This window comes from Streptomyces sp. NPDC005551, assembly GCF_042871785.1.
In the GTDB taxonomy this organism is placed as follows: domain Bacteria; phylum Actinomycetota; class Actinomycetes; order Streptomycetales; family Streptomycetaceae; genus Streptomyces.
Genome location: NZ_JBIAJE010000001.1, coordinates 587,691 through 611,596, shown reverse-complemented (window position 1 = coordinate 611,596; position 23,906 = coordinate 587,691). Strand labels below are relative to the sequence as shown.

36 protein-coding genes are annotated in these 23,906 nt (G+C 63.2%); 3 read left to right on the top strand and 33 right to left on the bottom strand.

The features are described 5' to 3' along the window. Positions 1-78 precede the first annotated feature (78 nt). The 22 genes from ACFYP4_RS02610 to ACFYP4_RS02505 all read right to left on the bottom strand — a co-directional run bounded on the left by ACFYP4_RS02610 (position 79) and on the right by ACFYP4_RS02505 (position 14,335). Positions 79-618, bottom strand: coding sequence for a hypothetical protein (locus tag ACFYP4_RS02610; RefSeq protein WP_388782022.1), 540 nt, complete (start codon positions 616-618; stop codon positions 79-81). 2 nt (positions 619-620) lie between these two features. Beyond that, the gene (locus ACFYP4_RS02605) at positions 621-1,436 is read right to left on the bottom strand and encodes a hypothetical protein (protein WP_388782019.1); all 816 of its coding nucleotides are present in this window, start codon (positions 1,434-1,436) and stop codon (positions 621-623) included. Between the two features lie 12 nt (positions 1,437-1,448). Beyond that, complete coding sequence (locus ACFYP4_RS02600) at positions 1,449-2,351, bottom strand: hypothetical protein (RefSeq protein ID WP_388782016.1); 903 nt, start codon at positions 2,349-2,351, stop codon at positions 1,449-1,451. Further along, the gene (locus ACFYP4_RS02595; RefSeq protein ID WP_388782013.1) at positions 2,348-2,662 is read right to left on the bottom strand and encodes a hypothetical protein; all 315 of its coding nucleotides are present in this window, start codon (positions 2,660-2,662) and stop codon (positions 2,348-2,350) included. Before ACFYP4_RS02595 ends, ACFYP4_RS02600 begins: the two co-directional genes overlap by 4 nt. After that, on the bottom strand, positions 2,662-3,012 hold the full coding sequence (locus ACFYP4_RS02590; protein WP_388782010.1) for a hypothetical protein: 351 nt from the start codon (positions 3,010-3,012) through the stop codon (positions 2,662-2,664). Before ACFYP4_RS02590 ends, ACFYP4_RS02595 begins: the two co-directional genes overlap by 1 nt. Positions 3,013-3,124: 112 nt before the next feature. Further along, on the bottom strand, positions 3,125-4,123 hold the full coding sequence (locus ACFYP4_RS02585; RefSeq protein WP_388782007.1) for a N4-gp56 family major capsid protein: 999 nt from the start codon (positions 4,121-4,123) through the stop codon (positions 3,125-3,127). Positions 4,124-4,151: 28 nt separating this feature from the next. Next, a complete protein-coding gene (locus tag ACFYP4_RS02580; protein WP_388782004.1) occupies positions 4,152-4,949 on the bottom strand; it encodes a hypothetical protein in 798 nt (265 codons plus the stop codon). Further along, positions 4,949-6,661 carry a phage portal protein gene (locus ACFYP4_RS02575; RefSeq protein WP_388782001.1) on the bottom strand — a complete coding sequence of 571 codons (1,713 nt, stop codon included), beginning with the start codon at positions 6,659-6,661 and terminating at the stop codon, positions 4,949-4,951. The genes ACFYP4_RS02580 and ACFYP4_RS02575 overlap by 1 nt, the downstream gene beginning before the upstream one ends. A 173-nt stretch (positions 6,662-6,834) precedes the next feature. Continuing rightward, the gene (locus ACFYP4_RS02570; RefSeq protein ID WP_388781998.1) at positions 6,835-7,299 is read right to left on the bottom strand and encodes a fibronectin type III domain-containing protein; all 465 of its coding nucleotides are present in this window, start codon (positions 7,297-7,299) and stop codon (positions 6,835-6,837) included. A 121-nt stretch (positions 7,300-7,420) separates the two neighbouring features. Beyond that, the gene (locus ACFYP4_RS02565) at positions 7,421-7,819 is read right to left on the bottom strand and encodes a hypothetical protein (RefSeq protein WP_388781995.1); all 399 of its coding nucleotides are present in this window, start codon (positions 7,817-7,819) and stop codon (positions 7,421-7,423) included. Between the two features lie 57 nt (positions 7,820-7,876). Further along, the gene (locus ACFYP4_RS02560) at positions 7,877-8,389 is read right to left on the bottom strand and encodes a hypothetical protein (RefSeq protein WP_388781992.1); all 513 of its coding nucleotides are present in this window, start codon (positions 8,387-8,389) and stop codon (positions 7,877-7,879) included. Between the two features lie 9 nt (positions 8,390-8,398). After that, complete coding sequence (locus ACFYP4_RS02555) at positions 8,399-9,976, bottom strand: hypothetical protein (RefSeq protein WP_388781989.1); 1,578 nt, start codon at positions 9,974-9,976, stop codon at positions 8,399-8,401. 84 nt (positions 9,977-10,060) lie between these two features. Next, entirely contained in the window at positions 10,061-10,345 is a 285-nt protein-coding gene (locus ACFYP4_RS02550; RefSeq protein ID WP_388781986.1) for a hypothetical protein, read from the bottom strand. Beyond that, positions 10,332-10,583, bottom strand: coding sequence for a hypothetical protein (locus ACFYP4_RS02545; RefSeq protein WP_388781984.1), 252 nt, complete (start codon positions 10,581-10,583; stop codon positions 10,332-10,334). Before ACFYP4_RS02545 ends, ACFYP4_RS02550 begins: the two co-directional genes overlap by 14 nt. Before the next feature lie 32 nt (positions 10,584-10,615). Beyond that, positions 10,616-10,846 (bottom strand): hypothetical protein, encoded by a 231-nt coding sequence (locus ACFYP4_RS02540; RefSeq protein WP_388781981.1) that lies wholly within the window; start codon positions 10,844-10,846, stop codon positions 10,616-10,618. Then, positions 10,843-11,202, bottom strand: a complete 360-nt coding sequence (locus ACFYP4_RS02535) for a hypothetical protein (protein ID WP_388781978.1) — start codon at positions 11,200-11,202, stop codon at positions 10,843-10,845. Before ACFYP4_RS02535 ends, ACFYP4_RS02540 begins: the two co-directional genes overlap by 4 nt. Before the next feature lie 40 nt (positions 11,203-11,242). Then, the gene (locus ACFYP4_RS02530) at positions 11,243-11,794 is read right to left on the bottom strand and encodes a hypothetical protein (RefSeq protein ID WP_388781975.1); all 552 of its coding nucleotides are present in this window, start codon (positions 11,792-11,794) and stop codon (positions 11,243-11,245) included. Next, positions 11,778-11,972 (bottom strand): hypothetical protein, encoded by a 195-nt coding sequence (locus ACFYP4_RS02525; RefSeq protein WP_388781972.1) that lies wholly within the window; start codon positions 11,970-11,972, stop codon positions 11,778-11,780. Before ACFYP4_RS02525 ends, ACFYP4_RS02530 begins: the two co-directional genes overlap by 17 nt. Next, entirely contained in the window at positions 11,969-12,136 is a 168-nt protein-coding gene (locus tag ACFYP4_RS02520) for a hypothetical protein (protein WP_388781969.1), read from the bottom strand. The genes ACFYP4_RS02525 and ACFYP4_RS02520 overlap by 4 nt, the downstream gene beginning before the upstream one ends. A 75-nt stretch (positions 12,137-12,211) precedes the next feature. Continuing rightward, entirely contained in the window at positions 12,212-12,838 is a 627-nt protein-coding gene (locus ACFYP4_RS02515) for a hypothetical protein (protein WP_388781966.1), read from the bottom strand. 68 nt (positions 12,839-12,906) lie between these two features. Next, entirely contained in the window at positions 12,907-13,320 is a 414-nt protein-coding gene (locus ACFYP4_RS02510; RefSeq protein WP_388781963.1) for a hypothetical protein, read from the bottom strand. Positions 13,321-13,444: 124 nt separating this feature from the next. Next, positions 13,445-14,335 (bottom strand): hypothetical protein, encoded by an 891-nt coding sequence (locus tag ACFYP4_RS02505; protein WP_388781960.1) that lies wholly within the window; start codon positions 14,333-14,335, stop codon positions 13,445-13,447. An 880-nt stretch (positions 14,336-15,215) separates the two neighbouring features. Here ACFYP4_RS02505 and ACFYP4_RS02500 point away from each other — a divergent pair. Beyond that, positions 15,216-16,199: a LuxR C-terminal-related transcriptional regulator gene (locus tag ACFYP4_RS02500; RefSeq protein WP_388781957.1), complete on the top strand. Its 984-nt coding sequence runs from the start codon at positions 15,216-15,218 to the stop codon at positions 16,197-16,199. 358 nt (positions 16,200-16,557) lie between these two features. Here ACFYP4_RS02500 and ACFYP4_RS02495 read toward each other — a convergent pair whose 3' ends face one another. From ACFYP4_RS02495 to ACFYP4_RS02485, 3 genes are all read right to left on the bottom strand, one after another. Continuing rightward, on the bottom strand, positions 16,558-17,076 hold the full coding sequence (locus ACFYP4_RS02495) for a hypothetical protein (protein ID WP_388781954.1): 519 nt from the start codon (positions 17,074-17,076) through the stop codon (positions 16,558-16,560). A gap of 981 nt (positions 17,077-18,057) precedes the next feature. Beyond that, positions 18,058-18,450: a hypothetical protein gene (locus ACFYP4_RS02490; RefSeq protein WP_388781952.1), complete on the bottom strand. Its 393-nt coding sequence runs from the start codon at positions 18,448-18,450 to the stop codon at positions 18,058-18,060. Beyond that, on the bottom strand, positions 18,426-19,019 hold the full coding sequence (locus ACFYP4_RS02485) for an ATP-binding protein (RefSeq protein WP_388781949.1): 594 nt from the start codon (positions 19,017-19,019) through the stop codon (positions 18,426-18,428). The genes ACFYP4_RS02490 and ACFYP4_RS02485 overlap by 25 nt, the downstream gene beginning before the upstream one ends. Before the next feature lie 242 nt (positions 19,020-19,261). Between ACFYP4_RS02485 and ACFYP4_RS02480 the strand changes: the two genes are divergently transcribed. Together ACFYP4_RS02480 and ACFYP4_RS02475 are read left to right on the top strand one after the other, a co-directional pair. Next, positions 19,262-20,131 (top strand): helix-turn-helix domain-containing protein, encoded by an 870-nt coding sequence (locus ACFYP4_RS02480; RefSeq protein ID WP_388781946.1) that lies wholly within the window; start codon positions 19,262-19,264, stop codon positions 20,129-20,131. A gap of 2 nt (positions 20,132-20,133) precedes the next feature. Further along, positions 20,134-20,334, top strand: coding sequence for a DUF397 domain-containing protein (locus ACFYP4_RS02475; RefSeq protein WP_388781943.1), 201 nt, complete (start codon positions 20,134-20,136; stop codon positions 20,332-20,334). Between the two features lie 86 nt (positions 20,335-20,420). Here ACFYP4_RS02475 and ACFYP4_RS02470 read toward each other — a convergent pair whose 3' ends face one another. From ACFYP4_RS02470 to ACFYP4_RS02435, 8 genes are all read right to left on the bottom strand, one after another. Beyond that, entirely contained in the window at positions 20,421-20,720 is a 300-nt protein-coding gene (locus ACFYP4_RS02470) for a hypothetical protein (RefSeq protein WP_388781940.1), read from the bottom strand. Further along, entirely contained in the window at positions 20,717-21,055 is a 339-nt protein-coding gene (locus tag ACFYP4_RS02465; RefSeq protein ID WP_388781937.1) for a hypothetical protein, read from the bottom strand. The genes ACFYP4_RS02470 and ACFYP4_RS02465 overlap by 4 nt, the downstream gene beginning before the upstream one ends. Before the next feature lie 284 nt (positions 21,056-21,339). After that, on the bottom strand, positions 21,340-21,582 hold the full coding sequence (locus ACFYP4_RS02460) for a hypothetical protein (protein ID WP_388781934.1): 243 nt from the start codon (positions 21,580-21,582) through the stop codon (positions 21,340-21,342). Positions 21,583-21,735: 153 nt separating this feature from the next. Further along, complete coding sequence (locus ACFYP4_RS02455; RefSeq protein ID WP_388781931.1) at positions 21,736-21,948, bottom strand: hypothetical protein; 213 nt, start codon at positions 21,946-21,948, stop codon at positions 21,736-21,738. A 107-nt stretch (positions 21,949-22,055) separates the two neighbouring features. Further along, positions 22,056-22,502, bottom strand: coding sequence for a hypothetical protein (locus ACFYP4_RS02450; RefSeq protein WP_388781928.1), 447 nt, complete (start codon positions 22,500-22,502; stop codon positions 22,056-22,058). After that, positions 22,495-22,836, bottom strand: a complete 342-nt coding sequence (locus ACFYP4_RS02445; protein ID WP_388781925.1) for a hypothetical protein — start codon at positions 22,834-22,836, stop codon at positions 22,495-22,497. The genes ACFYP4_RS02450 and ACFYP4_RS02445 overlap by 8 nt, the downstream gene beginning before the upstream one ends. Beyond that, positions 22,833-23,303 carry a hypothetical protein gene (locus tag ACFYP4_RS02440; protein WP_388781922.1) on the bottom strand — a complete coding sequence of 157 codons (471 nt, stop codon included), beginning with the start codon at positions 23,301-23,303 and terminating at the stop codon, positions 22,833-22,835. Before ACFYP4_RS02440 ends, ACFYP4_RS02445 begins: the two co-directional genes overlap by 4 nt. Positions 23,304-23,450: 147 nt before the next feature. Beyond that, complete coding sequence (locus ACFYP4_RS02435; protein WP_388781919.1) at positions 23,451-23,711, bottom strand: hypothetical protein; 261 nt, start codon at positions 23,709-23,711, stop codon at positions 23,451-23,453. Positions 23,712-23,906 lie beyond the last annotated feature (195 nt).

The following is a 23,906-nucleotide window of genomic DNA, read 5'->3' as shown; positions in this document are numbered from 1 at the left end:
CCGTTGGAAGTCCTACAACCCCTGCAAAGCAGAGCTATTACCGATGTATAAAGCCTGCCATGTGCGGCAAGGAAACCGTTACGCTTCTGTGTGACCCAACCGGCTGTGACTCACAGCGTATTGGGCGAACAAGACATCATTCGAGATCTCGTCCGGCTTGAGCTGAGTCGCCCGGATGGTAGCCACCACATCCGACCTGACGATCTGCCCCCGAATCGACATGGCCAGCACACGGAACAGCTTTCCGTCATAGGCCAGTCGATCCCGCAGATACCGCTCGTTCCGCAAATCAGCGTGCGACAGTCCCGTACGTCCCAGCTGCCGGAACCCGCACACCACCTCGATCTCGTCGTTCGTGTAGAAGCCAGTTTCCTCCAGCGTGTCACCACCGAAGGAATGCACAACGCTGAGCGCTGGAACAGCGACAGGCCCCTTGAAAGCCCGTCCTGGGCCCGCTGCCTCGTCATACACGTTGTGCTTGACGGAATGCGCGAAGTCGTAGCGGAAGTAGGCGATCTCGTCCCCGAACTGCGGCTGGTAACCCCGCAGCCCGTCAGCGATAGCCTGCGTCTCCACTTCCGGAGACCAGCGCCCGCGCTTCCAGTCGGCACGGCCCACAACTACCACCATCCCCAGTACGCCACCGACGGCACGCCCGAGTCGTCTTCCTCACGGGAATCCACCGACGGAATCTTCCGCGTGGGCAGCGAGTGGTCGTCGTACTCCTGCGCCTTGAAGATGGGAACCAGGCGCCCGGTCGTCCGCGATACGCGGCGCAGGTCGAACATCTCGATTCGAGACAGGCCGACGCCCAGTTGACGGCACAGATCGTCGTAGCGGTCCTGGACCAGGCCGAGTTGATGGATGAGCTGCTCGTAACGCTGCTGGCGGTTGACGTGCGTCCCGTCCGGCGTATCCACGTCCACGTCGCCAGCGGCATCCGTGGACAGCACCCACAGGGCATTGATGACCACCAGCAGCGCCACCGGCAGCCCCTCGACCGGAGGCAGCGTGTCCAGCGTGACGGCCTCATCCCGGAACCGGATGAACCCATGCTCGTCCCGGTACCTCGTCCGCGTCGTCCGGCCGTTGGTGTGCTGGAGAAAGGCCTCCGTGAGAAGCTGCTCCAGGTCGGCGTCGGCGAACATGCCACCGCCCGCACCCTCGACGATGAGCTCCGTGCCATCCGCCAGAGGGGCGTAACTCCCCCGAAGCAAAATGCGTCCGGCGCGGCTATCGAGCGTGTAGTCCTGCCCGGCCACCAAAGGCGTCGACACGTTTCCGACCCGGGCCCGCACCGTCACGTTCGCCGTATTGATGGCCGACAGGTCGTACGCGTCGAGCTCACCCGTCCCCAGGAAGACATCCCGGAAGTCCGTTCCAAAGTCCCCGAGTTCGACGCGGACACGGCTGAGGATGCTCGCTTTGTCAGCCACGCTCTTCTCCGCTCAGCCGAGAGTCATCGTCAAGGAGCCAGGGCTCACCTGGAGCGACTCGTTCTGCGCGGCCTGACCAGCCACGTCAAACTGCCAAGACATGAGCACATCCATCGTCAGCGTGGGAGCAAGGGTCATCACATCGAAATAAGCGATCTGCCCAGCCGCCGTTGCATCCGTGCTGAGGAGCATCTGCACCTGAGTGGACCCCGCAGGCGCCTGCGTGGTGTGCGTGAGCTGCGTCCACGTGGATGGTGTCAACGTCGTCTGACCGACAGTCTTGTACGCCGTCGTAACACCTGTGGAATCCATGAAGTTCAAGTCGATCTTCGTCTTGATCCCAGACGAAGTCGTGTACACCCAAGCCGTAGACGCATACGTCGTGTACGCCGTCACCGCAGGATTGACAGCCGTGCCCACAAGCATATTGCCCGCAGCGCCCGACGTCACACGCAGCGACGCTGCACCCTGCTTAAAGGCCGTAGTCGACCGCGCCTTGGTCGTGTTCGCGTTGGCAGCGTTCCAGCCGCTGGAATCCGTCTCAATCTCACTGACATCGGCGCTCAGAAGGTTCGCGGTACTGTCCGGCACGCCCACACCGACCAGTGCACAGTGAGTAGCCGGATAGGCCAAACCGTTGACGTCAGTGAAAGGGCCGAACAGGATACTCGACGAGTTGGCGATCTGCGACGGCTGACCAGGAACCGTATTCGTCGCCAAGCCCCATGCCACGTTCTGCCGGGCATAGCCCGTGGAGGCAACCTCGTTGAGCTGGCCGACCGTTGGATCGACTGGGGGTGCCGCCGTCAGCAATGCCAGCTGCATCGTCTGGGGCGCGACACCAAGGTCCAGCCGCTTACCCGCCAGGTAGTCCAGGGCGGCACGAGTAGCCCGGCTCGTCAGACTGCCGCTCATTCAGCACCTCCAGCCGGTGCGAAGAGCGACCGGAATATCGGCTCCGCATACGCGAGCGTCCGGGAGTTCGCCGACTCCACCAGCATGCCCGAATCGTCAAAGCCGAAGTCGACGAACTCGTATATGGCCCGAACGGTGAAATCGCTGCTCTGCGCCACGCCCGGCGAGAACGGATCCAGCACGTCCAGGATCTCCACCTCAGCCCCGGCCGGAATAGCCCAGGCACCAACTCCCAGCCCTTCAGCAGGAGTCAGCGTCCAAATATCCCCCGGGACGATATCCTCGGGCGCGAGCAGCGCTTCTACCGCCATCAGGCCCAGACCAGACCCTTCTCAAGCAGGTGCTCTGCGACGTGCAGAGGAAGGTCGTAGGTACGGCCCTCTTCGAGGTTGTAGTTGTTGCCGACGCCAACCGTGCACTCGACGTCCGCCATGGCCTTAACGCGCTTCTTCGCGCGCTTCACCTCGACCTGGACGTCACCCTCCTGCACCACCGCCCTGTCGCCACCCGTGAGGTCGACCGGCTGGAGCTTCTCGGCAGTGGCAGCGGCCTGGAGCATGGTCAGCTGCCCGGCCTTCTCAGCCAGCTCCTCGGCGTGCTTCGCCTGGAGTTCCTGGGTCTTGATTCCGGTGAGATCACCAGCGCGCTTGCGAGGGGGCATTGCATTCTCCGTCTGTGTTGATGGGCTTGTTCCGGGACAAGCCTGGCAGCGAAATACACAAGGGCGTTAGCCCCGGATGGGAGAGGCCCGTTCTGGGCCTCTCCCGGGTATGTCAGTTGGTCTCCGAGATGACCACGGCCTGGTCGGTGATGAGGCCGAGACCCCACACGGCGTACCAAGCGAGCGCGTGCTCGCGGCCGAAGTCGAGAACGCCGCCGTCGCGAAGTTCGACCGGCAGAGAGATCGCGTGACCGAACGCGTTGTCGCCCACGGTGATGGCCTGGTAGACCGGCGCCGGGTTGCCCGCGTTGCCGTTGTCGACCTGCGTTACCTGGGTCGTTTCCACGAATGTGCAGTCGTTGATGCGGCCAATCTCGCCGAGCATGAACGAGCCCGGAGAGGCATATTTGGTCACCTCTATCCACTCGGGGTCATCGCGAAGTCGACGGCTCTGGTGCGGGTGGACGAAGGTGATGTAGCTGTCCCCTAGCCTCGGGACGTTCTTCGTCGCCAGAGTTTCGGTGATGTCCTTCGTCAGCGCCGCCGTGAAGTCGTACGTGCCGGTCAGTCCCGCGCGGTTCGGAGCGGAAGTTCCCCGGTCGTACGGGGAAAGCGGCGAGCGCTGCGCCTCGGTGAGGGCGAACTTGTTGTAGCCGTACAGGACGCTCGACGCCTGGAGCAGGGTGTCGCGTGCCTGGGAGTCCAGGTACATGGCCATGTTGCGGCCCAGAAGGCGGCTGGCGGTGGCCATGACGTCGTCGAACGACGCGTTCAACAGCAGCTCGGAGACGGCGATGGCCATTCCGTGCTCGGCGACCGTGATGGAGAACATCGACGCCGCGAGAGCGTTGGTCTCCATACGGACACCTTCAACGAGCTGCTTTGCAGCAGGCAGGTTGTTGTACCGCGCGAAGTTGACGGTGAGACCGGGCTGGACGCCGAGCTCGGTCTTCTTCACGGCGAACTGCTCGAACCGCAGGATCGGCATCGACTGGAAAAGGATTTCCTTCGACCAGATGGTCGCGATGACCGGGTTCAGCTGCGAGTTGGCGCCGGAGTAGTTAGTGGGGTTCGCCGAAAGGAACGGCGTACCGGTAATGGCATTTGCCATGTCAGATCCTTAGGTTCGTGACGATTCTTTAGCCAAACAGGCCACGGTTACGCGAGGCGTCTCCACGACCGAGGACGTGCGGCCGGATCTTCTCGGCGTACTCCCTCGGCGACATGGCCCGGATTTCGTCGGCAGAGAACTGCTGACTCGTCGGGAGCATGTCCATGGGCCCGGTTGCGTTGAAACCGGACGGTGATACGCCCTGCTGCTGAGCGGCGAGCGACTGCTGAGTGCCACGAACCTTTTCTGCGATGGCTGCGCTCTTTGCCTTGATGCGCTCGATGGAGGCGTCAACCTCTTCGCGCGTGTTCCCATCGATCAGGTCGAGGAGCTCGGGAGCGATGTGCTCCTGCTCCTGCTGGACGCGGGCCTGGGTGTAGTCCCGCAGAGCGCTGAATTCACGCTCCTTGTTGAGGAGTTCGTCCTGGGCCGCACGCTCGGCCTGCATGGCGAGGAACTTCTCTTCCCACTCCGTCTGGCGCTTCTCCAGGAGTTCCTTGGCCGACATCTCGGCCTCCTCCTTGGCGCGCTTCTGCTCCTCCGCCTGCTGGCGGGCAGCGGCTTCGGCGGCGGCCTGCTCCTCGCGCTCCTTGCGGAGCGTTTCGAGCTCGGTCTGAATGGTGGGCAAGACGTTGGTCTGCTCGCGGAGCTTCTCCAGCTCCGAGTACAGCTTCGCCTTCTCCTGCTGCCGCACGCGCTCCAGGTCCGCTTCGGTGTACGTCTTCTGGCCTGCCGGAGCACCAGTGGACGGGCCGTTCGCGGGCGGGGCGGGGACAGGGACGGTGGGACCGGTGGTCGGAACGCCCTGCTCGATGGGTGTAGCCATTATCTCGACTCCTGTGCCGGTGAATTCTCCGAAGATCGGCGGGGCGGAGTTCGAGTGCCATGCGCCTGTGTCACGAGTTCTGTAAGGATCTTGTGTGCGTCATTCTGTGGCTTTAGTCCAGTGTTCATCGGACTTGTCGCCTGTTGCCCCTCACCCGCTGGGGTGGGAGGCGGTGGAACCTCTACTCCTTCCGGAGTAAGCCCCGTTTCTTGAACGATAGCGGATTGAATCTTCGCTCTTAGCATATCGAGTGCGCCTTGCTCCTCTACATCCTTCTGGAGCTCCTCGAAGATCTCCTGCATCTTCTCGTCGGCGAACTCTTCGCCCAGCGCCTTGAGGGCGCCGCGCTTGCTTTCGAGGCCCAGTTCCATTTTCAGCTGGATCTCGTTCAGCTTGACCAGAACGTCGACCGGCAGTGGTTCGGGCCACTCACAGGTGGTGAGATATACCTCGGGGTCGCGCGGGTCGATCTGCTCGTCCTGGAAGTCTTTTTGGATTCCTTCGGTGTCCGGGTTGTACTTGAGTGCATCCGGCTCGAAGAGGAACAGAGTGCGGAGGGCTAGCTCGTTGATTTTCTTCAGTCCTGGTTCATAGGACATGAGCTTCAGTGCCCGGCGCTGCATTGCACTCTGGTACTGAATGGCGAGGGCCACTCCGGAGGTATTCGACACGGCTTGAACCTGCCCGAGGGCAGTCTCTGGGACGCCGGTCATCTCGTGCATCATGCGCTTGAGCTGTTCGAGCAGGGCGATGGGGCCATCGAGGTCTACGAGGCCGTCCAGGTTCTGAATGGAGGCATCCTTGGACGGGATCGACCACACCTTCTTGGCCCCACGTTCGAGGTTGCTCGCTTTCGCCCCCGTAATCACAGTCACGGGCTCTGCGTGATACGCGACAATTTCTGCGATTTGCGTGGACGTCTCGTTGTACTGGCGGTTGAGGCCGAGAATGTCCTGCATATCGCTCATCCCCCATGGGCTGCCCGGGACGGACATGTTGGGGATATGCACGATGGGGATCTGTCCCAGCGGATTCGGGCGGGGGTTCTGAATCCCCTCGCCTTCGATCAGCTGGTCGTTGATGTACTCAGCTATCGTATCGTCGGTGATGACCTCGGTGTACGTGTAGGCCGCACGCGTCCCGTCTGTTCCAATGCCAAAAAAGCGGTACTTGAGCTTGAACCGGATGAGCCGTTCGCGGTCGTGCGGGTGCCATTCCGGGAAGCAGTGAGCCGAGTTCAGGGGCAAGATCCTGACGCGCCCTCGGTGTACGTTCTTCGCCGAGTCGGTGTATCCGGGGTCGTAGGCGACCTTGATGAATGCGTCACCCGACACACCACCCTGGAGCCCCATTTCGTAGATGAGGGGCTTCTTGTTGTTATCGACTTCCCAGATGCGCTTGAGGAGCGCCGGGATGACATGCTCGTACTTCTTTTCGGCGCCGAAGTGGACGCCGCGTCCGAAGCAGAAGTTGACGGCGTACTCGGTGAGGGCTCGCGCGTAGTTCGCAGTGACCTGGGTTTCGCCGGGTGCTGCGCGATAGGCCCACATATAGCCGAGGTAGGCGGCCCAGTAGGAGGCATAGCGCGACATGCGCTGGCCGTGTACTTCGAATTCTTCGTCGCTCAGCTCGATGAGGCCAAGGGGGCTGACGCTTACTGCCAGATCGCTCGCCTGCGCTCGCATTGCGGGCGGTGCAAAACTGATCGACATGAGGCCCCTTGCGCTCGCCCGGTTCGGGCTCCCGATAGCTGGGACGCGGGGTACAAGGGGTGATCACGAGTGCGTCCCGATAATCGTTACACACGTGCTGGGAATGCTTGTACAGCCGGAGAATGCAAAAGGCCCCACAAGGAGGCCAATTGCTGTGCGGACCTGCCGGTGGATCAGGTGACGGTGACCGAGTTCGACGCGGCGGACGCGGCCGAGGACGACAGGTTGTTCACGGCCTGCACGGTGAATGTCGTGGCGCCAGCGGCGAGGCCGGTGAGGGTGGCCGAGGTTGCCGTCGGCTTGACGGTCTTGGCCGCACCCGTGGACGGCTTGATGACGTAGGACAGGGAGGGCGGAGGCACAGAGGCGGCCCAGGTGACGGTGGCGGTACCGGCCCCGCCGAGCGTTGCGACCGGAGTACCGGGAACGCCGGGCGTGCCGTGTCCCTCCGGCTCATTGCGCTTCTGGATCGTGTAATTGCCGTAGTACTGCGGGGGCTCCTGGCTCACGTCGGCGCCGTCGGCCGCGTACTGCGCCTTGATGGCCGCCTCGCGGTTCACGTACGAGGAGAGCGGCGGAGTACCGCAGTTCGCGCTGGAGCCAGAAGCGGGCGGGGTGTATCCGGGCCACTCAGACATTGGTTACCTCATTCGTTGATCTACGCGTAGTAGTCCCAGAATAGGAAGGGCCCGGGAAAGGGCGTTAATGCGAGAATGCCCCGGCGCCGTGAACTGCCGACACTGGGGCATTCATTGGGTGCTAGTCGCGGACGACGGCCGGGGCGATGCGCTCCTGGTGCCCACCGTCACGGACGACCTCTTCGTAGCGCCGTTCGGCGACCGGGGACGCGCCGTGCGCGAATTCGCCGAGGTAGGTGGGGCTCTCCGTCCACGCGGCGCTGCCCGGGTGGGACCGCTCCTGCATGGTCTCCTGCGCGCTCTTGATGCCGACCTGCTTGTTGTGGTTGCCGCGTCCGGCCGTCTCGTAGCCCTGGCGGGCGCCGGTCAGGAATCCGGAGGGCACGTTCGGGTCGGTGACGAGCCCTTCCTGGAAGCGGAGGGGGCCACGCCGTCCCGGCGTCGGGGTGGCGTTCTCGCTCTCGTAGTGCGTGGGTGCCTGCTCCGGGAAACCCGGAGAGGGTGCCAGATTTCCGGCCATGTGAACTCCTTAGAAGACGTCTTCTCATTCAGCGTAGGTTCGGGCAGATCGGAATTGTTAGCCCGAGGTGGGCACTTGCCATCCGTAGGTCGGAGGCATGGTGTCGATGGGGATGATTTCGGCGTCGCTCATTTTGAGGGTGTGGAGTTTGACCGGTCCGGTTCCGGAGAGTGCGGAGGGGACGTTGATGGCGAACTGCCTTCCTCCGATGACGGCTTCTCGGACGGTGTAGGTGAAGGGGGCGTCCAGGGCGTCGCTGTCGGAGCTGGGCAGGGAGATGTCCAGGCGGCCGTGTTGGATGCGGTAGGAGCGGACGCGGGGCAGGATGGTCGCGCCGCTGGCGGTGTCGGTGTAGCGGGCGTTGGGCCTGATCAGGAGTCGGCCGGTGGCGGGGTTTCCTTCGTCGTCCATGTAGGTCGCGACGATGTTGACCATCGGAATGTCGACTGGAAACGGAGTCGGAGGAGGCTCAGCGTCGGGCGCGATGAAGGTGTGGTTCTGTGCGGTCCATCCGGGGCGCCACCAGGCGTCGTTGGGGTCGTGCTCGTAGGGGTCGGGTCCTGCCACCATGACGTACTCCTATGCTGCATAGAGGAAGTTGTCGCTCTGCTCGACCTCGGATACGGCGAATTCCTCGCTGATGGATACGGCGATGGCGAGGCTGTCTACGAAGTCGTCGTGTGCGCCGACCTCATTGGGGGCTTCGACGATCAGGTTGGGGCCTTCGTAGCGGATTTCGACGTCTTCCATCTGCTGCCGGAATTTGCGCCAGACTCTGAGTGCGCGTGTTTTGGCGTGGGCGGGCCAGCCGATTCGGCCGTCGCGCATGAGGTCCATGAGGTAGCGCCAGCGTTTGGACTGGGCGCCTCGGTCGGCGCCGACGGGGACGATTTCGACGCCGGGCATGAGGACGCGTAGGCGGGATATGACGGTGTCGCCGACTCCGCCTGCGTCCACGCCGATGGCGAAGACGTGGTAGTTGCTGAGGAATTCGACGATTCTGAAGTACTGCTCTTCCCAGTCGACGCCTGTGAGGTCGAGCCAGTTGAGGACCCGGTGTTCGAAGCGGCCGAATTGATCGGGGTAGTCCCAGCCGACCCAAATGACCGTGACGATGGTGGAGTCGATTTTCCGGGCGGGGTCGATGCCGACGATGACGGGGCTCTTCATCCACGCGTGCTGGACCTGCATGGACTTGTCGCCGAGTTCGTCGAGCTTTTCCGCCGTCGTGAACATTCCTCTATCGAGAAGCCACATCAACCTGTAACTCAGCTTGAACTCGTCGGAGTCGGCGCCGATGCGGAGGATTTCCTTGGCGACGAACCGCTTGTAGTTCGCGTTGTACTTGCCGACCGTCTTGTAGTCGGCGTCGAAATGGTTTTGCCTAGCGCCGCGCTTGGTTGCGGCCCGCTTGTTGAGCTGAATCTGCTTGTAGAAGACGCCCTTGACGTAGTCGGGTGTTCCGGTGAAAACCATGGTGGCGTTAGTGCTGGCGCCCATAGGGCCGATCGACTTGTTGACGACCTTCTCCTCAGCGCCCTGGCATTCGTCGATAAGGATGAGGTGGTAGGTGCGGCCTTCGATCTTGGCCCGAGGGTGACAGGTCGTCTTCCTGACGAGGCTTCCGCAGTGCTTCAGCCTGAGCTCTTTGCCGCGTCCGATGACTTCTTCGCCGATTTCGGGGTCGGACAGGAACTCGACGGCGCGGTCCGACGTCAGCCGGGACACGATACGGCCGTAGAGGTTGTCGGCCTGTTCGTCGACCGGCGCGAATGCTCCCACCCAAAAGCCCTCCTTGAACTTGCCGAGCAGGTCCGGGTACATCGCAGCAAGTCGCGGAAGGATGATCATCAGTGCCGCTACGACGTTGGCTACCGTCTCGGATTTTCCTGACTGACGGGAAAAGAGCGCCGTGATGGTCTCGCCGTCGCCGATGATGACGGATTCGATGACCCGGCGGGCGAATGGCGTCTGGTAGGGGTGCAGCGGGTGACCGGAGATTTCGTCGACCAGGAGCAGGATCTTGTCCACGAGGTCGGAGACGAATTCCATCGAGAGCTCGTCCAGCTCCACGGCGGAGTCGAGACGTGCTTGCCGTTCATCTTCGGTCTCGTCCGCAGACTGGACATCGAGCTCGTCGTCGACTATCTCCTGCATGGTGCCCCAATCGATGCGCTCACATCTATTGAGGCTAAAAAGAAAAGGCCCCGGACTGTTAGTCCGAGGCCTGGCGGGGATTCGTCACGCCGCTCTTTCCCAGCGCTTCCTCTGCTGCGCGCAGATGGACGCGGTGTACGAGCCGCTCTTACCGAGGGCGGTGTTGACCCGGCTCGCGGGGGTCCTGGTGCACTCCATGACGGCAAGGATGAGGGGTGCCCGGGTGGGGTCCTCGGCGCGGGAGTAGCTGACGGGCGGGTAAAGGATGCAGGGGCGGTCGGGGCAGTAGGCCGCGTACCCGGAGTTGGCGTTCAGGGTCAGGCCCAGGACTCGCCCGCAGACGACGCAGCGCTGCTTATGCGTTTCCATGGGTGGTCTCCAGGTGGTGCTGAAGCAGGCTGATGATCTGGCGCACGACGCGAGGGTCGTCGGGGAACGGTGTGGCCAGCCGGTAGCCGCCGCCCTGCGTGTTGAACTGGGCCAGGTCCAGGAACGGAGGGATCTCGCCGCCCAGCTCCCGTCGCCGGAGGTGGAGCTGCTGGTCGTCTGTGATCCGGATCTTGCCGATTACCGTGTCATTGGGGCTGATGGGGGCAGGCTGCGTCATCGCAACAGTGTCACTGCCGCCACATACACCTGTCAAACCTTCTGCCGGTCGCGCACTTCCTGGTTCATCGCGACCAGGATGGCCAGGCCACGTTCGAACTCGGCCAGCGCCGCCGGGTCTCGGTCGCGGACATACTCGGCGAAGGCCTTGCTCATGCCGGATCCGGCGGCGTCCAGCCAGATGCCCATGTCTTCCACGGACATACGCCGCACCCGGCGCCGCGTCGTGGAGACAAGGTCGGCCAGCCAGTCGGGTGCCCTCATTCGGCGAGCCCCACCATCTCCAGAATGGTCCACTCGTCGTCCGGGTCAGTCGCCTGATCGGCGATCTTCTGCCGGGCCCGCTGCTCGAAGCGCGGGTCGAGGCTGCCTTCTTCGTCGTAGAGGTCGATGTTCCGCGCCGCCATGAGCTGCTCCACCATCTCCAGTTGACTCAGGCCGGACTTGTGCCAGCGGCCGACCACGACAGCGGCATTGAACGGGAACAAGCGAATGAAAGTCGCCCGCGAAGTGCGGCACTTGCCCTCGTACTCGCTCACCTCGAAACGGTGAAAGAGCGGGCTGCGGGGGTTCAGGCGTATGAAGCCCACATACAACCCCAGGAAGTCGATTGTCCTCATGGCCGCATCCTAGGTTTTCTGGCTCCGAGCGTTGTAATGCTCAGGGAGCTGCCTGCCGGATCATCGCGTACGGGTAATTGTTAAGCGTGCGGTTAATGGTCCGGCCGGTGCTCACATTCCGCTTGACCATGCGCCAGACACGGTAGGGAACGTTGTAGTACTCGTAGATGGCGCCATCGAGTGAATCGGGATCCTCCCGGTAGCGGAAGAGGACACGGACGGTATGGCTCTTGCCGTCATAGCCCGCCAGCTTCGTGCGCGGCCGGGCCGGATTGATCGTGTTGGTTCGGTAGTACAGAAGCCGTGAGACGTCACCGCTCTCGACGAACTCGTCCATGGCGCGGATCGTGGCGGGCTTGTAGTTCTTGCGAGCCTGCGCCATCGCCTTGGACTGCGCCTGGCCGTGGAGCCGATTGGGTCCATAGGAGCCCCGCCCGTCGCCGTTTCCTGTGGGGCGTGTGACGCCGTCAGGGCCCGTCGCAGAGGTCTGGCGGAGCATGTGGGTGTCCCGTGCTTGCCCGGCCTTCCCCTTGCGCTGGAGAGGCTGGATAGAGGGGATGCGCGGTGTCCGGCGCTTACGCGGCTTGGCCACGCCTGCTCCCCTGTACGGTCCACCCCGGCTGCTCCTCCTCGGGGACCTCCGGCGCTTCGCGCAGGGTGCTGTGCACCAGCTGGCCGTCCTTGTAGTAGGCGGCATCGACGAAGGCGGGAACGATGCCCTCATAGGTGTCCGGCCGGGAGCGGAACTCCTCTGGCAGATCAGCCGTCATCGCTGGGCCATCTGCGGGTTGCGGTGCAGGCACACGGCACACAGGGAGATCACCTGGTGCAGTTCACTGCCCGTCGTGTGCTTCGCGGGACGATCCGGATGGTTCGAGCACATCACCGGGTCCGGCTTCCGGGCTGCGGGCGATGCCTTCTTCACTGCGGGCATATGTCCTCCAACGCAAAAACCGCCCGATGCACGATCAGTTTCAATCGTACGGTCGGGCGGTTTTTGGGAGGTAGCTCAGGCAGCTTCCCTTTGCAGAAAGGAGAGGTCGGCCTCCTTGTACCAGGGCCCCTTGAGGACTTTTCCGTCCTCGCGACGTTCGGGCTTACCGGTGTCGGGATTGAGCTTGCTCATGTTGCTGCGGTGTACCTCGTCGAATACCTTGCGCAGCGGAATTCGTGCCTTGCTCGCGGAGCGGGCGATGGATTGCACGAGAGATTGGAGGTCGGATCCCAGGGCCTCGACGGCGGCCTCGATAGGGTCTCCGTAGTGAATCATCCGGCCGAGGTATGTGAGTTCCTGGACGGCGATGCGGCTTTGGGTGCGGAGCACCAGATCAGTCAATGAGTACGACAGGTGGTTCGGTGTGGCCTGGACGGTGGTGGTCACGCCGAGGACATCCGCCGTACCCATGACGACGTAGAGCAAGTCAGCAAGCTCTTTGGCCATGTGCGGGAACGTGTCCGGCGCCTGAATCGCCTTCCACTGCTCCAGGGCCTCGAAGTACTCCGTGGTCTCCTCTTCGATCAAGGTGGCCCGCAGGGCTACCGAGACAAGCTGCTCCTGGTCAGAGAGCTGCACGAGCTTGGGGACACCGAACGCGCGGTGGAACGAAGAGACGGATTCGAGGTAGTGCGTCGACATGCTGCTCCTAGGTCGGCGTGGGGCACCAACCTACGAGTGGACCACTTAGTTGTCAATTAAGTGGTCCACTATCCCGCATCGGCAGCGAGCTTGAGCTTGACCGCCTTATTGACCTGCCGGTCAGTGAGAGGGCCGTTCTTGCTGATCTCTTCACCGGCCGCCAGGAGAAGCTCCCGCAGCTCGGTTTGACTGACGAGGCGGCCGTCGGGCAGCTCGGTGTAGCTCGCGAGCAGGCGACCGACGCCAACCTCGGCCGAGAACCAGTCGTCAACCGTCTCAGCGAGCGCCTGCCGGTGGTGAACGCAAAGGGCAAGGAAGGCGCCGGAACGCGAGTTGTGCGCCAGGTACGTGAGCTCACCTGGGGGAACGTCCGCCCCGCAGATGATGGCCCGCTGCTTCTCCTCATCGAAGGTGTTGGCACGGCACACGTACTGATGGGCTTCGGCATGGCCGGGAGTATTTCGTGGTCTACCGATAGGCACGGGAGGTCTCCTTCAGATCGGGGGGTGTGCCTGAGACCATACAAGTGGACCACTTAGCTAGCAACTAAGTGGTCCACTATTCGCTACATCGGCATATGCATTAACGGAGCGTGACGCTCCGACCCTAGCGGACCTGCGAAAACCGGCTCGCCCAGGAACGGGTGTGACGTACCTCACTGTCAGCGGGACCCCAAGCCGCACCCCGAACCGGCGCGCGAGGGGCATCAAGGCTTGCCCGGCCCCAGACAGCCCCCTGCCCTGTGTACGACTGCACGGTGTCCGCCACGTCGTCCTGGTAGGCCTCGCTGTCGATCAGCCGCTCAATGAGACGCTCAAGGGCTTCAGGCACGTCATTCATGGCCCGCTTGCCACGGTGTCGGCCCTTCGCCTCCCTACGGACTTCATGCGTGCTCGGCGTCGCGTTCTTCTTCGCTCCGTCCAGCATCGGATCGCCCGAGCTGGGCGTGTGGGACGGCGTGACAGTCACCGGCCGGTCACGGACCTCGCGCTTAGAACCCTCCTCCATCGGCTCGGCGGCCCTGCTCGTCTCCGCCGGAGCCTGCGCCTCCCCCTCGTCGGTGTCCGGCGTGACCTCAGGCCTACTCGTGGAGTGCAGCCAGCTGCTCGCAGACGCCGTAGCGGCCAGCGCGGGCAACGCAAGGGTTGCCACGGCTGCGGCCACTGTGTTCAAGAGGCGCGAGCGGCGACGCGGGGCGGCATGGGCTGCACGACGCTCCTCCTGGACGGCGCCGTGCGGAGTCGAGGGCGACGCCGCAGCAGGCTCGCATTCCCCGGCGGCGTTCTTCGCCATCCGGGCGATCCCCAGCTCTGTGGCGTAGTAGTGACGTTCCCCTGTCTCGGGATCCACCACGGAGCCAAGCTCCCCGGCCGCTTCCGCTACCGCCAGCAGCCGGTTGATTCTGCGAGCCTCTCTTGCTGCCCCGTCCATCGATCCCCCCTCGTGTGGCACGGCTCTCCTCCTCAACCCGCTCGAACATTTGTTCGCACGCTGCATCGCCAACCTACTACACGCACCTGAGGCGACAACGGCAAACTCAGCGGCGGGTGATCTTGCGGACACCCTCGGTGGCGACCGATACTCCCTGGCAGACGCCACGAGGGAGGGTGACCTTCACGACCTGTTCACGTGACAACTACCGCATCGTGGCGCCGAACCCCTACCCAGTCAACGCTCAGGACGGAGAAAATGATGATTCCGGTTCCGTTTCAGCGCAAAGCCTTGGAAGGCGACGCACCACCCGCTGAAAGGTTGTACAAGAACCCTAGGACTTTAGAACCCCTTTACCTGGCTCCGCCGCGTCCACCGCCCAAAAACAAACCAGACCCTTGGCCAACGGTTGGCGTTGCGTGAACTTGGGAAGGGTCCGCCCCGGAGCCTTGGGAGTGCGCTCCGGGGCGGGGGCGACTATGCGGTGCGTGGCGCACACAGCTACTTCACAGTGCGTGGATTTCCGTGGGATTCCGCAATACCCTGAACGCTCAGCTCAGGGTCAGCCCCAAATGGAGTCCTGAGGTGCTGCGGGAGCGTACTCCGGGTCAGTCCCGGAGTCGTCCTGGACGAGACCCCAGATGGTGTCCGCCTGCGCATGCCTGACGGCGTCACCGTTGGACGCCGCCGCCGTCATGCCGCCAACGACCAAAAGCGCGATCCCAAGGTACCGAGCGATCCGACGGAAAGGTTTCACAGTGCTCCTTCTAGGCCTTCTAGCGCCCTCTGCATATGGGGGCGAATTACCCAGCCGCACCGACTCCGCTTGTGAACGCGGCGTGTAGGCGCTGCAACTACGCGGTGTAAGGCTGGCCGCCCTCACCAGGTAGTTGCAAGCCCAACTACGGTTCAGTTTGGCGCAGTTCATGTTGACGAAGGTTCAAACGTGACCAAAACCGACAAAGTTGTTCCAGTGGAGCACGCACCACTCGACGCCGACGACGAGGACGTGTACCGCAGGCTGGTCGCCCGGGAGCACATGCGCCCCGAGGATGCCCCCCGCGTTGAGAAGCTGCGCAGCCACTACCTCGCCGAACACGAGCCGCACTCCCCCACTCAGCCAGTCGCCCTCGACCCGCGCACCGCCGAGCGCCGTCAACTTGCCAAGGTGCACCGCGAGATCGCCGACAAACTGGACGAGCTCCACAAGATGGCCGACACCTACGCCCGGCTGGAGCGCGAGTACGAGCAGCACCACACAGGCGACGCCGGAGTCCGAGTGCTGCCGACAGCCCCCCAGGTAAACGAAGCCATCGGTCAGGCAGCAGCTCGCGGCACCCGGGCCATCTTCACGGCACAGCCCACCAAGCGTGACCGCAAGATCCTGGAAGCCTCCTACGACCGAGACGCTGCCCTGCTCCGTCGAGGTGTCAAGCTCTACACGATCTACAACCTGTCCGCCCGGTCTCGGGACGGCGAGAGCAAGTGGGCGGAAGACATGTCCGCCCTGGGCGCTGAGGTCCGAACCTGCCCGGTACCTTTTCCCCGGATCGTGTACATCGAAGGCGTCGCGGCCTACCTCGAAGACCTGCGCGGCGGACCCGAGAGCAAGCCCGCCGTTGAGGTCTCGCACCCGGCTGTTCTCGCCTGGGTCCACAGCATCTACATGTACTACTGGACGTTGTCGCAACCATGGCGCGGCGGCCGAGGACCACAGCCGGATTCCGGCGAACTCACCTCGGCGCGAGGCCGCACCATCCTCCGCCTGCTCATCAACGACATGAGCCGAAAGGAGATATCCAAGAAGCTGGACATCAGCGAGCGCGTCATATCCAGCGAACTCGCCGACATGCGCATCGCCTTCGGTGTGGAGACCGACATGGCGCTCGCAATCCGCTGGCGGGAGTCAGCCGAGTACGACCTGACCTGAACCGGTTTCCGTGCTCCGCACGCACCAAAGAACCCCGCCTGCGCGCAACGGGGCGGGAGCGCACAGGCGGGGCCGTTCTGGGTGCTGCGGTCATCCTGGCGCCGGACACCGCTGACAAGGAACAGTGATCAACTCACGGTTAGTCAGATCAGCCATCATGACGACGCCCAATCCGTGCCAGCAGGTCGCACATGGAACTATCGGCCCCTGACGACGACGGCTGCTCTTCAGCGCCTCGTACTGTGCGACCAGTCCGGCATAGCGGGGATCGATCCACGTGGATTCGCTCATGCCCCTCCTCACGGTCAGCGCTCACTGTACTGCTGTGGGCACTGACCGTGACGAGAGGTTCCCCGAATCAGTTCAGGTGGGCCGTCGGGTAGGCCTGCGGAGCGCCGCAGCCGGGGTCCTGGTGGCACTCGGTGTGCTGGCAGTCGCCGCCCTTGATCTCGGTGTCGGCCTTGTCACCCCACAGGTAGTCGTCGGTGGCGTAGCCGCTCGCGCGGATGGCGTCCACGGTCTGGTCCAGCGTGGTGGCGTCCCGACGCAGCGTCTCGGGTCCCTCAGGCCGGTGGTGCACGAAACCGCCGAGACTGCCGCACACGTCGCGGTACAACTCGGTGTGCAGGATGAGAGCGTGCCAGCCCATGTCGACGATCTTCGACGGCCGCAGGTTGCGGCCGTCACGCTTTCCGGAAGCGGCGACCGCGATGAACTTCAGGGCCTCATCGACGATGCGCACGGCCAGCTGGTAGTCAACGCCCTCGTTGTCACGGACGACCAGGCGGGCGACGCGCTCGGCGTCCTGCGGGGTGAGGAGGTGGAGCGCAGAGGCTCGAAGCTCCTGCTGCGCGGGGGCCTGCGAAGTGATGGTCACGAGGATCCTTTCGTTGCAGGTAGATCGTTCAGCGGCAAATCGTCCAGACCCATACCGGAGTTGGCCCGGTCTGCCTGGCAATTTGGGCTGCACTGGATAGCCGCACAACTTGAACGCCCAGAAGTGCGGCTGGTGGCCCCACCCGGCTGCTGACCTGTCCCCCTTCACGGGGTTCGGCGCGGCAACCAGGTGGGGGTTCAGGAGCGCGCTGTACAACTTGTCGCGGCGCGCGGGTCGGAAGATCGAAGGGCACCAGCAAGGACGCATCAGGATGCCCGTGAATCCGGTGTATCCGGACCTCCTCGGCCAACGTCACGGCCTCATGAAGGGTCATCACGCGGGCTTCCTTACGGTGCAACTTCGCGCACTGCAAGCAGGTTTGCGGATTGACGTCACCACCCCGAGGTATCACAAGGTTGATCAGTTCCCGCATCGCCGACACTTGCCCTACTTCCCAACATGCGTGTTCATTTGGACCTGCTCCGGGTGGCTACCACCGCCCAGTGGTCACCCGGAGCAGGAGTCCCCTCGTCCGGAGTTGAACCGGATCCTCTGTCGGCCAGCCACGGGGGTGAGAACTGGGTAACCGAACAGTGTTCACCGCATAAACTACGAGGGGGTACCGCGCTCTCGCCCGGGATCGACTTTCTCGGGGAGGTGAGAATGCCTTCCTTCCGGACGAGAGCACGGAGTCATCTGGCGATCATCTCGCGGAAATCACTTTCGAGCTGCGCTTGCTGGATCATCTCGTCCCACCGAGCGATACAGGAACTGCATCCGAAAGCCGGTGCAGTGCCCCGCGCAGTGGAAGCCGGGCCGATCCATTGAACAGGAAGATTTTGGCGGCCACAACCGAGCCAGCACCTTCCCTCATACCAGTGAGCCTCATACCGAGGATCCCGGTAGGGTTCCATGACCGCGCGGATTGCGTCAGCTCGTCGACTCACGCAATCCATGTCAGCCCCATCCTCAATGGCGCTTTCATGTCCGACAATGCCCCTTCTTGCGCAGACACGTAAGCAGCGCAATCGCAGCGAATTCACCTGCAACGGTCCTGTAACTCTTGGCGTAGTTCCTGCTGGTGCCGAGTGCCACGGCCGCCCGTTGCACCTCCCCGGCCAAGGACTCCTGGTCCATCCCCAGCACCTTGTGCGCGGTGAACTGCGATTCCATCCAGGCAATCGCCTGCTGCTGACCGTCGTAGACCGCGCGTTCCAGCGTCTCCGGCTTGTTCATCCACAGCGGAACACGAAGCGGAGGCGTTTCCAGCGAGAGATTGGCCCGCTGGTCTCGCTCGGGCCACCACTCACCGTGCCAAGAGAAGGCGTGGAAATGTTTGCGCGCACCGATCAGGTAAGGGCCAGAGTGCGGCATTTCGATCTCTTCCTCAAAGCACCGCATCCGGTGCGCTCGTCGATCAATTCCTGCGAGCAAGCCGGACAGTACACGAGCGGCAAGTCCGGTTTCCCACGTTGAAGAATCCTGCCAGCAATGATTCCCGTTCTATCCGATTGCACGAGGACCGCACATCGATAGCACTTGGGTGAAAGGGGCGCGACTTTCAATTGCGCCCATACGAACTTGCCGCTTTTAGTCGCCTGCGATCCCCACGACCGCGAGAGCTGATCCACGAGGTAGATACCTCGTCCGCAGTCGCTGAGGAAGTCCGGCTCCAACATCTCGGGGAGGCAGGGCGACTTGTCGCCGACCGTCACCAGGAGGTCGTCCTCCCGTACGGACAGCGTCAGGACGCCCCGACCCGTTGCGTGGCGAACCACGTTTGCTACCAACTCAGCTACTACCAGTACCGGTTCGTCGGTCTCGTAGCCCCACTCCGTCAACAACCGCATGACCTCGCCGCGAACCTCCGAGACGCGCTCGGGCGTTAACGACCTGAGACTCCAGCGATGTTTCAGGGGTGTCTCGACCGTGCCCGCGTGCATGCGAAGACCTCCAGTACGAGAACGTCAACGAGTGTTGACCAAAGGGGAGTTGACCGACTCTCAGGTCGTTGCCCTCGGTGTGACTACAGACTGGACCGAAGTGATGCCTCCGCGCAACATGCCTGAGGGAATATATTCGAAGACGCCAAATTCGCTCATGCGTCTGGCATATGACAAGCAAGAGGGGTACTTCCGTGGGAGTGCTGTTGTACGCCAGACTTGGCGCAGGTCAAGGAGGCGATGTGGCAGGTCAACGCAGGGCACCGACGCTCAGGATGAAGCGCTTCGGCGAAGAGATGCGGCAGCTGCGTGAGCGGGCGGGCGTGTCCCAGAAGGACGCAGGTCTTGCCATCGACGGCAACCAGTCCAAGATGAGCAAGATCGAGAACGCGACCACGTGGCCCAAGCGTCTTGAGGTACTCGAACTGCTCAAGCAGTACGGTCTCACAGGCGAAGACGAGGTTGCGGCCGTCATCCGCCGTTGGCGGCAAGCCGTGCCCACGGAGTTCGTCACCAAGGTTGACCTGCGCGCAGACATGCGCGAGATGGTGGACCTGGAGTCCACATGCGTGCGTGCCGAGATGTTCTCAACCATGCACCTACCAGGCCTCCTTCAGATAGAGGACTACGCCGCAGCTATGATTCAAGGGCTTGAACCAACCCTGGCCAGCGACGACGTCAAGTCCTACGTTGACCTGCGGATGCAGCGACAGAAGATCCTCGACAGAGTCGACCCCCAGCCGCCGGAGATCATGTGCATCCTCGACGAAGGCGTCATCAGACGTCCCGTCGGCGGCCCCGCAGTAATGGCGCAGCAGCTCAAGAGACTCCTCGAACTCACAAAGCGACCCCATGTCACAATCCAGGTCGTCCCCTTTGAACAGGCGGTCTACCCTGGACTGCACGGTTCGTTCCGAACCCTGGTCAGCGAGGATGGCGCACTCGACGTAGTGGAGGTCAGCACCTGGCACAAGGCCTGGTACCGGCAAGAACCGAGTGACGTGGCCGTCTACCGCAAGCTCTTTGACGACATCAGGGCATCTGCTCTACCTTCACGCCAAACCGCAAATCTGATCAATGACGCGGTGCGGACCTATCAACGACAGGAATAGTCATGACGCGCACTGACCTCCCAGCCACCGGCTGGATGAAGAGCTCCTACAGCGAGGGAGGGAACGCGCAGTGCGTCGAGACCCTCGCTCTCCCCGCTGAGATCGCCGTCCGCGACAGCAAGGACCCCAGCAAGGGCGCCCACGTCTTCCCGCGCGGCGCCTGGTCCACCTTCGTACAGAGCGTCAAGCACGACCAGCTCTGACCCAGACACACAGAAGGGGCCCCCTAGGGGGCCCCTTCGCCGTTCCCGGCCGCATAGAGGTCGGCCGGGCTCGGTAACTGCGCCGCTCAGTATGCCACAGGACTTGGGGGCACCAAGTCCGTGCGGAGGATCTCCCGGTGGATCGCTCCCTGCGTCGCAGCCTCCAGGAAGAGCCCCTCAACGGGCCCGGTGTAGAAGCACGAGACGGCGCCCGACTCCGGATCGGTGAAGACCGGCGCCACCAGGACGGCCGGGTACTTGAACGGGATCTCCCACCGCTCCCAGACCGTCATCGTGTCCGTGCTGTTGCGCTCCACACGCACCCAGCCATGTGCTCCAGGCTCGAAACCGTCCGGCAGGCGCAGATGAATGGGCGAGCCGCTCATGTCTCTTCCGCCGGAATCTCACGCGCCTCACGCGCACCGGGTGGAAGCTCGGACATGAACTTGCCCACCAGGGCGTTGTGCCCCTCCTTCGCCGCGTCCCGCGTGTGGTACTTCACGACCATGGCCTTCCGACCGTCCTTGTCGACGAGCGACTCGAAGATCTCCCAGCCGCCGGTGTCCACGCCCGTCCAGACAGTCGACACCCGGATCACCGTCTGGGGCGGCCCGTCACTCCGCAGCTCCGTCGCCCCGACGCGCAGGTACACCCGGTCGTCGCTAAGCCGCTTCCACTCATCCTCGGTGATCTCACGACCGTCCACGTCGTAGTACGGCATCCAACTCCCCTTCCTTCCACGGCTCCCCCGTCTGCGGGTTGAGCTCCTGAATCGGCCACACCAGCTTCCACAGCGGGCCGTCTCCCTGCCGGGGCTCCGGCGCGTCCGGCGTCGCGTTGCGCAGTACCGATGCGAGCATCCTGTACGCCTGACCCTGCTGCGCCGGAGGCACCCCAGCCGCCTGCAATGCCTTCACCAGATGCTTACTCGCCTCCGCGAGAGCCGGAGCACACCGATGGCAGAACTCGTGCTCCACACAGTGCTGCGTCGAGTGGCATGCCTGCTCAGCCATTGATCTCCTCCGGCGTGGGGCCCGCGTCCTGCCACAGCGTCAGCAGCATCTGCACGCTCCGCTCCGGCGACTCCTGCCTACGGCCCTCGTCACATGAGTGCCCGTCACAAGAGGCGCAGTGGTTGTGCGCACGAACCACAGCCATGATCAGATCGACGGCGAGCTCTTCCTGGTCGTAGCCGACCGTGCCCTTGACGACACTCAAGATCTTGTCCCGAAGTTCATCGTCAGTCATGCGTCCTCCGCCCATGTACGGCCAGTGCGACACCCGCTGCCCCCATCGCGGCCACACCGCCGATCGTGGTCACAACCATGTCGAACATCAGGCCGTACACCACCAGCCCTGCGCCAACCGCAAGGATCCCGACCTTGCCCCGTCTGGTTTCCATCAGTCCCTCTCGTGAGGCGGCGGGCAGAAGCCCGTGAGTTCGCCGTTCTCGTCGTACTTCCCGCAGCACGGACCGGAGTAGGGAAATGCCACACATCGCGGGATCCCGTAGAACTGCGTCGAGGCCCAAGCATCGTTCTCGTACTCCTGCGCCTGGCGGACGACCTCATCGGTGATCCACGACGTGTCGTCCGGCGAAGCGTCGCCAGTCACGCGTCCTCGCCCATCGTCATCCGCCACATCTGACAGGGGTCGTCGGCAGCAGATCGTGGTCATGCATGCCCCACTAGTCAAGTGCACCACCGGGTCGCCGCCGTCCGTCATGGCCGCTCCGTGAAGAAGCGGAAAGCCGTTGCGAATCCCTTGCTGTATCCCCGCATCGCTTCCGCGCTCAGCACCTCGTCCCGCCCGGTGATCGACGTGAAGCTCACGGTCACGTCCCCCTCGGGTGTTGCCTCGACCTTCCAGTCCCGGACGACCTCCATGCCTTCCATCCCCTTGAGGATGCTGATCATCTCCTGCGTGTCCTGGGCTGTGCGTACCGTCGGCACACTGCGCCGGATTGCTTCACCGCAGGAGTCGTGAGGCAGCCCAGCGAAAATTCCCCGCAGAATGTGCAAGGACCAGCACGAGACGCAGCAGCGTTCCGGCGCCCGCGCCTTGACTCTCGCGAGCTCTTCCTCGGTGAGGGGGTTATTCACCATCGTATGGATGTCCTCGCGGACGGCCTGTGGGACGACTGGTACCGGCTCCTTGTTGCTAGACATCCTTCTCCCTCTTGAGCATGGCCAGCTCGCTCTCAAGCTCCGCTACCCTGCTCTGCAATTCGAGGACTTTCAACAGCCCGTGCATCATGGCGTCTTTGGCCCGGCCTTCCCAGTCAGGGTCCACATCCACATCCGGCATTTCCGAAAAGCGCCTGCCCGCGTCTGCCGCCCACGCAACGAGCTGCTTGTCCGTGGCCGTGTCGAGCATCCACCGAATCTGACCCCGCAGCTCGTTCACCTCAGCTCGATGCTTCTCCTCCAGCTCGGCACGCACCGTCCGCTCAACGGCTTCCATGTCGACGTGCCACTTAGGCTTCCTACGCCAGAACGTCATTTGTTGTGCATCCATTCAAATGCATTGTCAGGAATCATCTCCCGAATCGACATGTCCGTTCCCGGCAGCTTCTGATCAAGCTCTTCCTCGGTGAGTGGCACGAATTCCTCGAAGGGCTCGCTGTCCTCATCGTCGTGGGTGTCATCGGTTCCGTAGCTGCACTGGCCGAGATGCTCCGCCACAAGGAGACAGAACTGCCCCGGGTCTTCCATCGGCCTGTCGCAGTAGGGCTCAACCTTGATCTCACGCTCTCCAGCGTCATCCCAGCGCAGCCACCAGGAGGTACTCGTCTCGCCGTCGTACTGGTTCTGCACCATCATCACGTGCCGGACCTCAGGACCATGCGTGTCGAGTTCACAGAGGCCCGGGTCCGTGTCCACCGCGTGCTCGGCATCTTCGAGTTCATTGAAGTGCTTCGCCTCGGCTTCGGACAGGGCCGCCCTCGCCGTACAGCCTGCCTCAGACATCGCGGCTCTCCCCCAGGTACCGGCTCGTTGCTTCCATCTCCCGGCGTCGCTTCTCGGGATCGTTCCCCCGGCTCTTGCCCCAGGTCGCCCATGTGGGTCGGCGTGCCAACCAGGCGACGTGTGCTTCCTGGTCTTGCGTCGGCGCCTTCAGAATGAAACCCATCGCTTTCCCTTGCTCTCCCATCCGCACCCCTTGCATCGCAGCCATGGCCACGCCTTCGCGGAAGTCTTGGCCTGCCCGCCTGCCAATGAACCCTCGATGGCTACGAGCTTCATGACGAAGACCAGGCGAGTACTCCCGCAGTAGCGGCAGTAGTTGTCGGCGACCTCGTACTCAGCACCTAGTTCCAGTTCGGACATGTGCTCGATGAGGTCTTCGAGGCCCCTCGCCTCTCCACTCGCGTTCATGCGCCGAGTATGCCGCTCCCCCGTGCCTCCGGTCACCTACGACCAACTCCCCCTTCAATAACCCGCGTTACTGTCCGGATTGCCCTTACTGGTACCTACCTGTGTCACCAGGGCCGAATTGCTGTAAAAAATTCTTTAAGGGTGGGGGGTGCCTTCTTGTCAAGTCCTTTTGCAGATTTGCTCAATGTGATCTGC

What these genes read in the sequence shown, in the direction of transcription:
- ACFYP4_RS02600 (WP_388782016.1), bottom strand. Translation starts at nt 2,351, where the DNA reads ATGAGCGGCAGTCTGACGAGCCGGGCTACTCGTGCCGCCCTGGACTAC.
- ACFYP4_RS02595 (WP_388782013.1), bottom strand. Translation starts at nt 2,662, where the DNA reads ATGGCGGTAGAAGCGCTGCTCGCGCCCGAGGATATCGTCCCGGGGGAT.
- ACFYP4_RS02590 (WP_388782010.1), bottom strand. Translation starts at nt 3,012, where the DNA reads ATGCCCCCTCGCAAGCGCGCTGGTGATCTCACCGGAATCAAGACCCAG.
- ACFYP4_RS02585 (WP_388782007.1), bottom strand. Translation starts at nt 4,123, where the DNA reads ATGGCAAATGCCATTACCGGTACGCCGTTCCTTTCGGCGAACCCCACT.
- ACFYP4_RS02580 (WP_388782004.1), bottom strand. Translation starts at nt 4,949, where the DNA reads ATGGCTACACCCATCGAGCAGGGCGTTCCGACCACCGGTCCCACCGTC.
- ACFYP4_RS02575 (WP_388782001.1), bottom strand. Translation starts at nt 6,661, where the DNA reads ATGTCGATCAGTTTTGCACCGCCCGCAATGCGAGCGCAGGCGAGCGAT.
- ACFYP4_RS02570 (WP_388781998.1), bottom strand. Translation starts at nt 7,299, where the DNA reads ATGTCTGAGTGGCCCGGATACACCCCGCCCGCTTCTGGCTCCAGCGCG.
- ACFYP4_RS02565 (WP_388781995.1), bottom strand. Translation starts at nt 7,819, where the DNA reads ATGGCCGGAAATCTGGCACCCTCTCCGGGTTTCCCGGAGCAGGCACCC.
- ACFYP4_RS02560 (WP_388781992.1), bottom strand. Translation starts at nt 8,389, where the DNA reads ATGGTGGCAGGACCCGACCCCTACGAGCACGACCCCAACGACGCCTGG.
- ACFYP4_RS02555 (WP_388781989.1), bottom strand. Translation starts at nt 9,976, where the DNA reads ATGCAGGAGATAGTCGACGACGAGCTCGATGTCCAGTCTGCGGACGAG.
- ACFYP4_RS02550 (WP_388781986.1), bottom strand. Translation starts at nt 10,345, where the DNA reads ATGGAAACGCATAAGCAGCGCTGCGTCGTCTGCGGGCGAGTCCTGGGC.
- ACFYP4_RS02545 (WP_388781984.1), bottom strand. Translation starts at nt 10,583, where the DNA reads ATGACGCAGCCTGCCCCCATCAGCCCCAATGACACGGTAATCGGCAAG.
- ACFYP4_RS02540 (WP_388781981.1), bottom strand. Translation starts at nt 10,846, where the DNA reads ATGAGGGCACCCGACTGGCTGGCCGACCTTGTCTCCACGACGCGGCGC.
- ACFYP4_RS02535 (WP_388781978.1), bottom strand. Translation starts at nt 11,202, where the DNA reads ATGAGGACAATCGACTTCCTGGGGTTGTATGTGGGCTTCATACGCCTG.
- ACFYP4_RS02525 (WP_388781972.1), bottom strand. Translation starts at nt 11,972, where the DNA reads ATGACGGCTGATCTGCCAGAGGAGTTCCGCTCCCGGCCGGACACCTAT.
- ACFYP4_RS02520 (WP_388781969.1), bottom strand. Translation starts at nt 12,136, where the DNA reads ATGCCCGCAGTGAAGAAGGCATCGCCCGCAGCCCGGAAGCCGGACCCG.
- ACFYP4_RS02515 (WP_388781966.1), bottom strand. Translation starts at nt 12,838, where the DNA reads ATGTCGACGCACTACCTCGAATCCGTCTCTTCGTTCCACCGCGCGTTC.
- ACFYP4_RS02505 (WP_388781960.1), bottom strand. Translation starts at nt 14,335, where the DNA reads ATGCAGCGTGCGAACAAATGTTCGAGCGGGTTGAGGAGGAGAGCCGTG.
- ACFYP4_RS02490 (WP_388781952.1), bottom strand. Translation starts at nt 18,450, where the DNA reads ATGCCGCACTCTGGCCCTTACCTGATCGGTGCGCGCAAACATTTCCAC.
- ACFYP4_RS02485 (WP_388781949.1), bottom strand. Translation starts at nt 19,019, where the DNA reads ATGCACGCGGGCACGGTCGAGACACCCCTGAAACATCGCTGGAGTCTC.
- ACFYP4_RS02475 (WP_388781943.1), top strand. Translation starts at nt 20,134, where the DNA reads ATGACGCGCACTGACCTCCCAGCCACCGGCTGGATGAAGAGCTCCTAC.
- ACFYP4_RS02470 (WP_388781940.1), bottom strand. Translation starts at nt 20,720, where the DNA reads ATGAGCGGCTCGCCCATTCATCTGCGCCTGCCGGACGGTTTCGAGCCT.
- ACFYP4_RS02465 (WP_388781937.1), bottom strand. Translation starts at nt 21,055, where the DNA reads ATGCCGTACTACGACGTGGACGGTCGTGAGATCACCGAGGATGAGTGG.
- ACFYP4_RS02460 (WP_388781934.1), bottom strand. Translation starts at nt 21,582, where the DNA reads ATGACTGACGATGAACTTCGGGACAAGATCTTGAGTGTCGTCAAGGGC.
- ACFYP4_RS02450 (WP_388781928.1), bottom strand. Translation starts at nt 22,502, where the DNA reads ATGTCTAGCAACAAGGAGCCGGTACCAGTCGTCCCACAGGCCGTCCGC.
- ACFYP4_RS02445 (WP_388781925.1), bottom strand. Translation starts at nt 22,836, where the DNA reads ATGACGTTCTGGCGTAGGAAGCCTAAGTGGCACGTCGACATGGAAGCC.
- ACFYP4_RS02440 (WP_388781922.1), bottom strand. Translation starts at nt 23,303, where the DNA reads ATGTCTGAGGCAGGCTGTACGGCGAGGGCGGCCCTGTCCGAAGCCGAG.
- ACFYP4_RS02435 (WP_388781919.1), bottom strand. Translation starts at nt 23,711, where the DNA reads ATGAACGCGAGTGGAGAGGCGAGGGGCCTCGAAGACCTCATCGAGCAC.